10 protein-coding genes are annotated in these 13,209 nt (G+C 39.8%); 6 read left to right on the forward strand and 4 right to left on the reverse strand.

Annotated elements, in window-relative coordinates:
* Positions 1-231: 231 nt before the first annotated feature.
* Positions 232-579: a hypothetical protein gene (locus tag KCG35_RS13400; RefSeq protein ID WP_215820278.1), complete on the reverse strand. Its 348-nt coding sequence runs from the start codon at positions 577-579 to the stop codon at positions 232-234.
* 639 nt (positions 580-1,218) lie between these two features.
* Here KCG35_RS13400 and KCG35_RS13405 point away from each other — a divergent pair.
* Positions 1,219-1,989, forward strand: a complete 771-nt coding sequence (locus KCG35_RS13405) for a substrate-binding periplasmic protein (protein ID WP_215820280.1) — start codon at positions 1,219-1,221, stop codon at positions 1,987-1,989.
* Positions 1,990-2,205: 216 nt separating this feature from the next.
* Here the strand turns inward: KCG35_RS13405 and KCG35_RS13410 are convergent, their stop codons facing one another.
* Positions 2,206-2,787 (reverse strand): HD domain-containing protein, encoded by a 582-nt coding sequence (locus tag KCG35_RS13410; RefSeq protein WP_215820282.1) that lies wholly within the window; start codon positions 2,785-2,787, stop codon positions 2,206-2,208.
* Positions 2,788-3,939: 1,152 nt separating this feature from the next.
* Between KCG35_RS13410 and KCG35_RS27090 the strand changes: the two genes are divergently transcribed.
* The 5 genes from KCG35_RS27090 to KCG35_RS13435 all read left to right on the forward strand — a co-directional run bounded on the left by KCG35_RS27090 (position 3,940) and on the right by KCG35_RS13435 (position 9,393).
* Complete coding sequence (locus KCG35_RS27090; protein WP_373687353.1) at positions 3,940-4,041, forward strand: DDE-type integrase/transposase/recombinase; 102 nt, start codon at positions 3,940-3,942, stop codon at positions 4,039-4,041.
* A gap of 140 nt (positions 4,042-4,181) precedes the next feature.
* Positions 4,182-5,360 carry an efflux RND transporter periplasmic adaptor subunit gene (locus tag KCG35_RS13420; RefSeq protein ID WP_215820283.1) on the forward strand — a complete coding sequence of 393 codons (1,179 nt, stop codon included), beginning with the start codon at positions 4,182-4,184 and terminating at the stop codon, positions 5,358-5,360.
* A 9-nt stretch (positions 5,361-5,369) separates the two neighbouring features.
* Entirely contained in the window at positions 5,370-7,334 is a 1,965-nt protein-coding gene (locus tag KCG35_RS13425) for a MacB family efflux pump subunit (RefSeq protein WP_215820284.1), read from the forward strand.
* A gap of 48 nt (positions 7,335-7,382) precedes the next feature.
* Positions 7,383-8,774: an efflux transporter outer membrane subunit gene (locus KCG35_RS13430; protein WP_230409181.1), complete on the forward strand. Its 1,392-nt coding sequence runs from the start codon at positions 7,383-7,385 to the stop codon at positions 8,772-8,774.
* A gap of 199 nt (positions 8,775-8,973) precedes the next feature.
* Positions 8,974-9,393 carry a DUF1801 domain-containing protein gene (locus KCG35_RS13435; protein ID WP_215820286.1) on the forward strand — a complete coding sequence of 140 codons (420 nt, stop codon included), beginning with the start codon at positions 8,974-8,976 and terminating at the stop codon, positions 9,391-9,393.
* 6 nt (positions 9,394-9,399) lie between these two features.
* On the opposite strand, the gene KCG35_RS13440 is transcribed toward KCG35_RS13435, so the two are convergent.
* Together KCG35_RS13440 and KCG35_RS13445 are read right to left on the reverse strand one after the other, a co-directional pair.
* Positions 9,400-11,337 carry a hybrid sensor histidine kinase/response regulator gene (locus tag KCG35_RS13440; RefSeq protein ID WP_215820287.1) on the reverse strand — a complete coding sequence of 646 codons (1,938 nt, stop codon included), beginning with the start codon at positions 11,335-11,337 and terminating at the stop codon, positions 9,400-9,402.
* Positions 11,327-12,853, reverse strand: coding sequence for an ABC transporter substrate-binding protein (locus KCG35_RS13445; protein WP_215820289.1), 1,527 nt, complete (start codon positions 12,851-12,853; stop codon positions 11,327-11,329). Before KCG35_RS13445 ends, KCG35_RS13440 begins: the two co-directional genes overlap by 11 nt.
* Positions 12,854-13,209 lie beyond the last annotated feature (356 nt).

Raw genomic sequence — 13,209 nt, forward strand, 5'->3', positions numbered from 1 at the left:
ATACTCTATGAGAGTGTTGAAAAAAAATGACAAGAGATACTACGAATCCTACACCAAATAAAAGAAATAAATATTTTGTTATTGCTAGTTCGATCTCAGGAGGTTTGGGGATATAAGATAATCCAATGCCTAAGAGAATAGGTACTGCAAAAGTAGCCAAGAAGGCAAACCCACTCGTTTTATCAAATTTTGTTTCGTGGTAAGCATTTTCATTTAAGTATTGACCATGTATTAAAAATGGTTTCCTAACTGAAGAGAAACGTTTGAATTTTTTTTTAAGCTTTCATCCGCATGCCCTAACTTAGGATTAGTTATTCGTATAAGATCTTCTATCTGTTCATTGTCCTTCTTATCGATTGTTTCGTAATCAGTGATTTCAATGCTAAACTTCTTATTGCAGGAAGTACATGTTCCGTATGCTTCGACAAACTGTCCTCTACCAACAGGTACCCAGAAAAAATGACCTGTTAAACCAATCCGGTGAACTGATACTTTATTAACTGAGTTGCACTCAGGGCATATTTCAGCGACAAATCCAAGTTTTTGATCCGTTGGTTTAGTTCCCCAGATTAAAATCATGATCTTGCCTCCTATTTATCACCAATTTGCCCTAATGTCTGCTACACCGAGTGACTTGGAGTGTTGCGAAGATTAGGGAAAAAACAAATATCATGGAATAAGCTAACGAAATGGATAAAAATATTCATCTCTAGTCCACGTATATTACATCCATACCCCTCAAAATGCCTCATCGTTAATACTCAAAAAAGGAGTCGTATGCGTTAGTAGCGTATGTAGATATCTGTGCCGTAGGCCTGACTTATATCAGGTGGTTTAATGAATGAACATACATACTATTATCAGGCCTTATATCGTTTAAAAATAATTTCGTTAAGATAATTAAAAAAACACAACAAAACACGAGCCCATAATGAACGACTAAGCAGCAACTCTTTAAGAGTGCCAGATAAGGCTTCTCAGAAATCTATACCTCTTCCGTAAGCAAGCGCAACCAGACTAAGCTATAAGTATAGATACTACTTTTAGCAGTATATTAGGCTTTTGAAAAAAATCTAACGAATGAGCTTTTTTGTTAATATTTTCTTTGCAGTGTAAATAAAATGGAGCGCATACTATAATTAATGAAATTTACCGTGTTTAGAGTACAGCTTAGAAAAGTGTTACTGAATGATTTTTAGTTAACTATCAGGTAAAAAAATGCCTTTAGTGATCACCTGTTTTTGCATTACATTTCTGAGCTTAGTTTCAGTAGTGACTTTCTGCGCTGAAAGAAAAAATTTATTAATTGCTACAGGAGACTATCCACCCTGGACGTCTGAAGTAAGTAGAGGGCAGGGCTTTGTTAATCATGTCATTACAGAAGCCTTTGCACACCGAGGCTTTACGGTCTACTATCATTTTTTACCATGGGCAAGAAGTTACGGTGACACAGAAAGAGGAAAATTTTCTGCCCTTTCGTACTGGGCCTGTTCAAAGAAAACCCAAAAGACATTCTATTGTAGTGATCCTATGCACACAGAGTCCTATGTATTTTTTCATGAAAAAAACATCCATTTTCCTAAATGGAAGAAACTATCTGATTTAAAAGCATTTAGAATAGGTGCAACCCGCGGCTATACTTATACTAAAGCATTTTGGCAGGCCTATAAAAATAAAACCTTGGATATTATTGTTAATAATGACGATGAAACTAGCTTTAAAATGTTGCTTAAAGGCCGCTTAGATGCGGTTGCCGTATCCTCTATTACAGGGCTTCTAATACTTAACCAAAAATTTGGCTACAAAATTGCCAACACAATAACATTTAATAGTAAACCTATTGTAGAAAATACTGCACACTTATTATTTCCTAAAAGTCGAAAAGAATCACTGCACTTATTAAAGGTGTTCAATCAAGGACTAATGAAAATTAAAGAGGATGGTACATATGATCAGTATTTTGATGACCTTATAATGGGTAAATATTAACGAAAAAAATCTGAAAAATTAGAAAACACTATGTATGAGAAAGGAAAAAGAATGCGTGTTAGGTTATGTCATAACTGGTTGTTTTTTTAGCGGTAAACGGGGTTGTGGATTATTTTTGGCAAAATTAGTTAACCATATATGATCGCTTACACTTATTTTTATAGCTAAATAATAATTTTTACGACATAACCTAAAATATCTAGGTTAGATGACTAATTAGCTACCATAACGAGCAGTATATTCATGATCAACTTTTTTAGGATTGGTAAAGAAACGTCGAATCATTGGCTCAAAAAAGGATAATGGCTCCCAGTCGTAGTTGGGATCAAAGCAGTTTTGATCATATTCCTCACAGAAATGCACACAATCTTCAAACCAGGGAGAGTCACGAAACGCATCACGAGTATTGGGGTCTCCACCACAGTGATGAGCATAATAATAAAGCTGAAATACACCATGATGTTTGATAATCCAATAGATTTTATCTGATACAAAAGGTCGAAGGATTGCAGCCGCCATTTCACTATGAGACCAAGGAGCAAGGTCATCGCCAATATCATGAATCAGTGCAGCTATAACCATTTCTTCAGTTTCACCATTACGAAAAGCTCGGGTTGCTGACTGCAACGAGTGCTCCAATCGATTAATCTGGTATCCTCCCAAGGTATGCTCTAGTCGTTTAAGTGCCTTTATTATTCGATCAGGCAAACCTGCTCGAAACTTCTCTTCTAAGCTATCCAGATACTCAAGCTCTTCTTTGGTACTATCGCTCAAGCGCGTAAAGTTAACAGTTTGCATGGTGACTCCATCTTTCTTTTATCATTATTGGTTTGTTGTGTTATTACTAAGAAAACACATATTGGGCCCTTTAGTTGTATCACAAAAATTATTTTGCCATAAAATAAGCGTTCATCAAGACTCATAGTGACTACAAAACAACCAAAGCATTAGCAGAAGTGGAAAAGGCTATCATGATGGGTAAAACTTTGTGACACAACCCTCCATAGCGCTTTGAATCTCCCATCTATTTAACAAATAATAACAAACTATACATATAAAACAAATAAAATATATTTTACTTGTATAAATATTAATATATCAATTAACTAACTTCACCAGAAGCAACTGTAGTCAAAAAACTTAAAGACATAATACTTTCAATGAATAACCTGATTTTAAAATGAAAATATTGTATATACGCTACAGTTGAATTGGTTTTTTATTGATACATTTTAATACACCTACGTAATAGCTTGTGCTTAATCATATCAGTTACAATTATTGCAACTTAAATGTCTTGAAAAGTAGCGCAGTAATACTGTTTATATACATGATTTTTAACATAATCATGTGTTTTTATCAAAGAAATAACTTAGTATTTTAATATCCGTTGATTATTCTAGCAATCAACAGCGGTAGGCCATTTTTAAAACAGAAACACAGCATAATGATAGTTATATAGTACTAAAAAAGATTCAACTAGTAATAGTTAGTAGCAAAGAATTTTTACCTCTCAAGTTATCCCTTGAGATACATGATAGTTATAATCATCTTAGTCGTCTGTACAAAAGCCCTTTTCTTTTAATTACAAGTGAAACGGCCGATAGTCTGTAACTCAGGACTTCACCGCTTAACTATTTATATGAAGTAAATAAATCACCTTATAATAAGGTGATTTTGCTGGCGCTTTCGTAAAAATTATTTAGCTTAAAAATAAACTTATTTTGGATAAATTTAATCTGTTAAAACCCCACTGGGGTGTGTCGTAACGTTTTAACCATGGTGATAGCCTTTTCCACTTCTGCTAATGCTTTGGTTGTTTTGTAGTCACTATGAGTCTTGATGAACGCTTCAAAAGTTGTCATTTACCCAAGTGTCAAGTGTGTTGTACTGCAAGCGCTGTATTATTACTTTCTGTTTGCACTGAGCTACTGAGATATTGAAGAGTTCCTGCAAGACTGGAATGTCCCTGTTGGTCTTAGCTGGTTTATGGATGAAACCTATATCAAAGTGAAAGACCAGTGGTATTACCTGTACAGAACCGTCAAATAGGGGATGACCCGAAGGTAGAGGTGAATAATTTTTATAGTTACGTCCAGGCTGAGAAGTTCACTTGTGAGTTGCTGTCGTACATTTGATGTGCGACAACTTCAGCATACCTGTATTCATTAATTATATTTTGTGTAATTCCTATGACTAAAAAAACGCGTCGTCTTGCTGTGCTGGGAGTACTCATTTCTGTTGTTTTAGCTACTGTGGGCTGGAACGCTCTTAGTTGGTTCAAACCTGAGCCTGTTGAATATATCACCGCTCCTGTGGAAAAACGGGATATAGAAGAAAAAGTTTTAGCCACTGGCGTATTGGAAGGCGCCAAGCAGGTTGCGGTGGGTGCTCAGGTTACTGGACAGTTGAAGTCTATGAACGTATCTGTCGGTGACAGGGTGACAAAAGGTCAATTGCTGGCGGAAATCGACCCAGTTTTGCCACGCAACAATTTGAAGCGGGCGATGGCGGAGCTGAAAAACATTAGGGCTTCGCGTCGCGCCAGTGAAGCCATGCTGCGTTATAACGAGTTGAATTTCAAACGCCAACGTGAAATGAGTGCAGAGGACGCGGCATCGGTGGCTGATTTGGAAAACGCTCGCGCCCAGATGGAAAAAGAAAGAGCAAACATTGAAGCGCTGGACGCTCAAATCACTAAGGCGGAAATTCAGGTGGAGACTGAAAAGGCTAATCTCGGATTCACCAAGATTGTCGCGCCAATGGATGGTGTGGTGATCGCCACGAAGTTTGAAGAAGGACAAACTCTGGTATCGAGTCAAGAAGCACCGACGCTGTTGGTTTTGGCAAAGCTGGATACGATGACGGTGAAAGCGAAAATATCTGAGGCTGATGTCTCTAAGGTAAAGCCGGGCCTTGAAGCAAACTTTACGGTTTTAGGGAATCAAGACCGTCTTTACAAAGGCATGTTGCGCATCATTAAGCTAGCGCCAGACAACATTTTCGATAAGGCGTCTGCCGGTGATTCAAATAAAGCTGTTTACTACAGTGGCTTGTTAGAAGTACCAAACCTTGATCACTCTTTGCGAGTGGCTATGACGGCACAAGTATCCATCATTATTAATCGGCAGTCGCAAGTGCTGAGTATTCCTATCTCTGCTTTGGACCCTAGTCAGAAAATCAGTGGTTCACAACATAAGGTTCGCGTGCTGGTCAATGGTTTTCCAGAAGAAAGGACGATTAAAACGGGCATTCGTGACAATGTTTATGTGCAGGTGCTCACTGGCCTGAATGATGGAGACAGTGTAATTCTCGGTGACAGTCTATCGGTTAATACGGACGCTGAAACATCCGTCGTTATTGGGGGGTAAGGTCGTTTTATGAAGGAGCCATTGATTGAAATAAATGACCTTAACAGGTTTTTCCTGGCTGGGGAGCAGCAAGTTGCTGTGCTGAAGGACATTGACCTGAAGATTTATCCAGGTGAAATGGTCGCTATTATGGGAACGTCTGGCTCTGGAAAGTCGACGCTGATGAATATCCTGGGGTGCCTGGATCGCCCGAGCAGCGGTAGCTATAAAATCAGTGGCCGGGAAACGAAGGAGCTGGATGCTGACGAGCTGGCCACACTGCGGCGTAACCACTTTGGGTTTATCTTTCAGCGCTATCATTTACTGTCGCATCTGGATGCTTTGGGCAATACGGAGTTGGCAGCAGTCTATGCTGGTGTTGCCAAAGATTCGCGCCGTGAACGAGCGCATATGTTGTTATCGCGCCTGGGGTTGGAGGAGCGTTGCGAGCATAAGCCCAGTCAGCTATCTGGAGGTCAACAGCAGCGGGTGAGTATCGCCAGAGCCCTGATGAACGGTGGTGAAGTGATTTTGGCGGATGAGCCCACTGGTGCGCTGGATACCCGAAGTGGGCAGGAAGTCATGACAGTGCTTCGGGAACTGCATCAGCAGGGGCACACTGTCATTATTGTTACACATGACCCTCAAGTGGCAGCCAAAGCGGAGCGGATCATCGAAATTCAGGATGGTGAAATTATCGCTGACCGTGTGAACGTTGCTTTGGAGTCAGAGCAACTAGCATCATCTGCGGCGGACTCTAGTTCAGCGACAAGTCACAAGGAATTGCGGGGTGCTTGGCTGGGACGTTTCACCGAAGCTTTTAAAATGGCCTGGATCGCCATGACCTCGAATCGATTGCGAACGCTTTTGACCATGCTTGGCATCATTATTGGCATCACAGCGGTGGTGAGCATTGTCGCCATTGGTGAGGGCGCAAAGCAACAAGTCATCAGTGACATTAATGCCATTGGCGTTAACACCATTGAGATTTTTCCTGGTAAGGATTGGGGGGACGAAAGAGCTGCTTCCATCGATACCCTGGTGGCGGCGGATGTGGAAGCTTTGCAGGCTCAACCCTTTGTAGACAGCGTGACGCCCAGCATAACTAGTGGGCAACAGCTGCGTTATTACAATGTTGCTGTCAATGTGAGTGTTAATGCAGTCGGTGAGCAGTATTTCAGAGTGAAAGGGCTAATTGTTGCAGAAGGTCGGCCGTTGCTGCGAGAAGATATTCGTACTCAGGCGCAGGTGGTGGTGATTGACAGTAATACCCGCAAAAAACTGTTCACTAGTGGTGAAGATCCTATTGGTAAAGTGCTTTTAATCGGGGACTCACCTTGGACAGTTATTGGTGTAGCGGAGGATAAAAGTAACCCCTTTGATAGCGGTGGCAACCTGTCGGTGTGGATGCCACACAGTTCTGTCACGACACGCCTGGTAGGCAGAAAGAATTTCAGTTCTATCATTGTCCGCACGCCAGATGGGATGACCAGCATGGTGGCAGAACAAAGCATCGTTCGCTTGTTGACTACACGGCACGGTATAAAGGATTTTTTCACATTCAGCACTGATAGTATTTTGAAGGCGGTTGAAAAAACTACCACCACCTTGACGTTATTGGTGTCCTCTATTGCGGTTATTTCTTTGATCGTCGGCGGCATAGGCGTCATGAATATTATGCTGGTGTCGGTCACTGAGCGCACCCGGGAAATTGGTATCCGTATGGCCGTTGGTGCACGGCAAAGTGACATATTGCAGCAGTTCTTGATTGAAGCGGTGATGGTTTGCCTAATCGGCGGTGGTATTGGCATTTTGCTGTCTTTTGGTGTGAGTGCTTTGTTCTCACTGTTGGTTCCGGATATGCAAATGTTATTTTCCGTTACTGCCATTGTGGCGGCCGTGGTTTGCTCCTCACTGATTGGGGTGTTGTTTGGTTTCTTGCCTGCGCGAAATGCGGCGCGACTTGATCCGATTGAAGCATTAGCGCGGGAGTGATTGATGAGCGGTAACCCTATGAAGTTTGCAGTAAAATGGGTGAGTTTTATGGGCGTGAGAGGGAGAAAAAACATAGCACTTTTATTGCTGTGCTCGACGTTGTTGGCTGGGTGCGAAAGTTTGGTGCGCACGCAATATTCTCGGCCTCAATTGGAACTTCCTGCCTCTTGGTCCTATGCGGCAGTGAATGGAGAACAGGCATTGGCGTCAGAGCAATGGTGGCGAGCGTTTAAGGACGAGGCATTGGACTGCTTAATTGAGCGGGCGTTGAAGAGTAATAGTGACATGGCTCTGGCAGCGTTAAAAGTGCAGCAGGCGCAACTGCGAGCGGGTATTGCTGACGGCAACCTGACACCTGATGCAAGCGCACAGCTCAGCGCTTCCCGAGTGCGTGATATGAATACTCACACCAGCAGGAAGTCCTCTGGCGCTTCTCTTGAATTGAGTTATGAGCTTGATCTCTGGGGAAAGCTATCTAGCGCACGTGACAAAGCGCATTGGGAAGCTATGGCAACTGAGCAGGATAGAGCCGGTGCAGCACTGGCATTGATCGGCACGACAGCGAACCTCTATTGGCGTCTTGCATATTTGAACGAGTCCATCGCCGCTAGTGAGGCTTCATTGGGTTATACGGCAAAAGCCTTGAAGCTCGCTCAAGTTAAACGTCGTAGCGGTGCAGTCTCCAACCTTGACTTGATCCAGGCTGAGCAAAACTTGGCAAGTCAGCGTGCCTCGTTGACCACTTTGCTGCAGGAAAAAGTGGAAGTGCAAAATGCACTGGCTATTTTGTTTGATCAGGCACCAGAGAATTCGGTATCTGATCCACAAACCTTACCTGTCATGCGGATGCCAACCTTGCCTGTGGCCACTCCAGCGGCGTTACTGGCACGCAGGCCAGATATGCAGGCGGCTGAAATGCGTTTACGCAGTGTCCTGGCGGATACAGACCATACACGCGCCAGTTATTACCCCAGCTTTAGCTTAACCGGATCCATGGCGACAGGTGATTCAGTGTTGGCGAATATATTGCGCAATCCAGTTGCCACTTTGGGAGCAGGCCTAAGTCTACCTTTTTTGCAGTGGCGGCAGATGCAGTTGAGTATCCAGGCGTCCGAGGCTGATTATGAGCAGGCAGTGATTGAATTCAGACAGAAGTTGTATTCGGCGTTAGCTGAGGTGGAAAACAAACTTTCTGCCAGAGCACAGCTGATGGTTCAGGAAGAAGCATTGCGCAAGTCTTTCTCGTTGGCATCTGAGGCAGAGCGCTTGTCAGAGGTGCGTTATCGGTCTGGGGCCACTGACGTGAAGACATGGTTGGATCAACAAGAAATACGGCGTAAGGCACAGTTGCAACTCACTGAAAATCGTCTAGCCCAGTTGCAAAATATGATGGCTCTGTATCAAGCTCTGGGCGGAGGTTTTGCTGAACGTCTGGATTAGTCTGAGACCTAGGTACTGGGTAAAAAGAACAGCCAGATTACTCCGACCGAACCTTCTTTAAGCGTAACAACTGTTGAAAATAGATTATCAAGGATTTATACAACACTCACGTATAATAGCCAGTGGGATACAGAAAAACGATGTTTCACAAGGTACTATTATAGATGATAGTTCTAAGGGCGCCTAAGATGTGGAACCAATGAATAAAATAATTAACACTCAGGTTGCAGAAAAGTTTGAATCATATCCTCCTGATATCCGGCAGAAGCTGCTTGAATTGCGAGCATTAATTTTAGAGACTGCATATGAAATAGATAAAGCTTTGGTACTTGATGAAAGTCTGAAATGGGGAGAGCCTAGCTATACTATAAAAGGTGGTAGCACGATTAGAATTGATTGGAAGGAAAAAAGTCCAGATTACTGTGGGGTCTACTTCAACTGTAAAACTACACTGGTAAGTACCTTTAAGGTTCTTTATCAGGATATATTTCATTTTGAAGGTAACCGAGCGATTATGCTTAATATAAAAGACTCGGTTCCAGTTGAACCCTTAAAACATTGTATCTCGATGGCTTTAAGATATCATCGTATAAAGCATTTACCCATGCTTGGTGGCTAGCTAACATTACACGGCATTTTTTTTTATAAGTGAATCAATTATTTTTAAAAGATGTATTTTTAGAAGAGGTTTGGGTAAAAAGCCTTGAGCCCCTACGGCATGCACTTTACTACTATAGTCCAGTGTTACACGATTTGAATGAATAATAATTTTGGCCATTGATCCTTCAGATCTTAGCTTTGTTACGGTATCAAATCCATCCACATTATCCTCTCCAAGGTCTATATCCATGATAATGATATGGAAATTATATTGTTTATCAAGAGAAACAGATTCTTGGCATGATGCAGCAAAACATAGTTCAATTTTGTTTGCCAGTAGTGAGTTTTCAGAAAAATGTTTACGAATTATATTTCTATATAGTGGTTCATCATCAGTAACAAGGATTTTTATTTTATTATTTATTGGGGAATTAATGATTTTTTGTTCAAGTGAATATTCCTCACTGCTATTTTCTCTATTATATCTATAGGCACTGGAAGTATGTCTGGTTTGTCTTATCTCGTATGCCGAGGCTGGGAGATTATGCTTAGCATCAAGTTCATTATTTTCACCAATAGGTAGTGTAAAGATAAACTCGGTACCAATTTCCTGGCTTGATTTGCAAACTATGCTTCCATCATGATCCTCAACAATTTTTTTGGCAATGGCCAGGCCCAAACCAGTACCACCTTTCTTACCTTTTGTAAAAAAAGCGTCAAAAATACGGTGGCGGTCTTCATCTGAAATATAACTGTTATTATTCCCAATAGTAATCTTAATGAAGTTATTAATTTGTTCTGAATAAAACCATAGTTTGCCTTCATTATTCATTGCTTGTATAGCATTGCCAATAATATTAGAAAACATACGGTGTACTTTTAAAGTGTCAATTTTTAATTTATTTGTGTGGTAGAGCTGATAAAAAATGGCTATATTAGCTTGTTCGTTATACCTTAAGTTTTCGATAAGCGCATTTTCGATGAGTGCTCTCAGGTTTGACTCTTCTGTATTTAAAGTTGTGTCTGTTCCTACTTCCATAACATCTTGAATCATACCATTAACAGAAGCTATTGCTCTTCTGATGTCTGGGATGGCTTTATTGGCAATTTCCTTTGCTTGCCAAGGATCTTCAAGCGTATCGATTACATCCAAAGTGCCTTGCAACATTGAGAAGGGCTTACGAATGTCATGTGCTAATATTTGACTGGTTCTTGCAACGGCTTTATATTGAGCCGTTTTAACAACTTCTTTTTGATATTCAAGCATTCTTCTTATTAATATTTCACTGCCCTCGTACAGGATACTGACTTCTTTGATAATTTTTCTGAACCAACTATTTGGTAAGTTGGGAATTATCGTTTGATCGGAAATCGTTGAGAGATCTGAATGGGTAAATACTGCAGAAAGTTTATTAATGGGGTTAAATGATAAGCAAGAAACAACTATCAAAAAAAATGTACTTATAGTAATGCTGAAAAACAAAGAATTTCTTATAGTACTGCTGTATTCAGCATAAATGTCTTTGACAATGTCAGTTGAAAAACCTACAGAAATTGTTGCGGCAATAGTTTCAGGTGAGGCGGTGATTTCATTGAAAAAAATACTGCTGGTGATGACCATGCTGTTCGATTGAATATTTTTACTAAGGTTACATAGTTTTCTTCCTTCAGTTGATAGAATATTAATTTTAGTTATAGACTCATCATAAAGTAAAAAAGCATGGCACTTTTGGTTTACACCTTCTTCATTGCCGGAAAGAACATCATTTCTGATGTTATTGGCAAAGAAGTCTAGTGCATTCTTATTTCTTGTTTTTAGCGTCGATTCAACGGCTGTCTCTAACCGGGGTTGCCCCCAGTTAAGAAAAAGTAGAAAAGAAGTGATATTAACAAGAGATACCATAATAGAAATAAAAATATAGAATGGTATCTTCTTGTGGTTGTTTCTTTCTTTATTTGTCATGTGATATTTTCCAGATTTCAGCGACAAATCTGAACTCACTATTTGGTAGTTTTATATCTTTTGCATGAATGATTGGTACGTAAAACCGAAAGAGAGGAATTGAACCCCAGCTATCTTCATATTTTGAAATGACCGAATCATAGGCTTCAGTTCGATCTATGCTTGATTTGAAAGGCCTTTTACTATCAATTTCATCGGATATCCACTTAGTATTGAACACACCATAGTGTAAGGGAGACTCTTCGGAAATTGAATTTAGAAAACCTTCTGGGTCAGAGAATCCAGCCATAAATCGACCGCCAATGATGTCATAATCAGGATTTTTAAGGTAATGCATAAGTTCTTGATCATTGCATAACACCAGATCGACACTTAATCCTAAGCTTTCAAGTTCATACTTGAGAGAAGATACAAATTCACTGGCAAAGGCTCTTTTCATTAAGACTATTTTTATTGTTTTACCTTTTAGTCTATTTCCCCATTTTTGTAGAAGTAAAGATTTATTTAAGGCGTTAAATTTATGTGAGTTATAGTAGTTATATGAAAGAACGCCTCTTGGTAGGAAGTAGGGACTGAACTTGGTTAGCATATTGCTATGTTTTTTGGCCTCACTTTGAATGAAACGTCCAAAATCTTCTCGAAACGTACTATCAGTAAAGAGAGGTTGGGTTGTATTGTAATACATATGTGACGTAGCTAAGCTGTTAACTTTGCTAATCCTTAACCCATTACTTAAGCTCTCATCCAGTACATCACTTACAGAAAACCCTAACATCAGTTGTATTTTATTATTTTTGAGTAAAGAGTATGTTTGTGGGAAATTATTACTTTGTAGTACTAAAATTTTATTTTTTCTTTTACTATCTCTATGGGTTAACTCCCACCCTCTTAAATCGGTTTCTTCATCTGTATAGGATTTTGGAATCATTGGACCAGAAAATACTAACTTGCCATTGACATTTTTATATACTGAAAAATTACCCATGGCTAACACCTTTAAGAAAGGTGGGAAAGGATTTTCCAGGTTAACTTGTAATGTGTTTTTATCAATTATTTTTAAATTACTTAAAATATTATCGTCAAATGTTGGGGTAGCTCCGAATGCTTCCTTGAGATATCGTTTGACAATTGATTTTGTATCTGGATAAAAATGTTGAGATAGACTCAGTGCAACGTCTCTTGCAGTAATAGGGGTTCCATCATGAAAGGTAGCATGTTTATCAAGATAAAAAGTATATTTTTTACCATTTTCTATGTGCCATCTAGTGGCCAAGTCACCTTGAAAGCTTCCTTTTTCATCAATACGGATGAGTGACTGACTTACCGCTTGTACAATGAGTAAATGTTCGACCAACCAGCAATGGGTTGGATTTAGCGATTGTGGAAGTTGATAGAAAACCATTTTCATTGGAGAGTACATGCCTTGTGTGCTTTTGGATTCGATAGATGAGTCGTTTGTGGAGGCATAGCTTTTTATTGTCAACAAACATATTATTATGAATCGTCCAATATTCATTTTTAAAAACTTTGTTTAATATTTAATAATGGTTTTTTACTGTAATCTAGCTCAAAGGCGTGAATTACTGGTAGTTTGTTTTTTATACGTATCTAATATGCTTGGATATACCCTTCACAAATCATTTTTAGGGTTTGTTGTCGGCGTTCTTGACGAATAAGGATGTTGGGAATGCAGTTCATGCAGGAGCTTTTAACTGCCACCCCTAAAAACCCTTCGTTTTGGATATATTTCTCTGGTAAGTTCATAACGAAAGACTCTAGTACATCAATAAACTAATTTTTAGTTATTAAAACTCGTTATTTCCAAAGTACTTATTTCATCTTATGAAAAGCTATACTCTTTGTAATGGTCTC

Source organism: Zooshikella harenae, from assembly GCF_018837975.1.
Classification (GTDB): Bacteria; Pseudomonadota; Gammaproteobacteria; order Pseudomonadales; family Zooshikellaceae; genus Zooshikella; species Zooshikella harenae.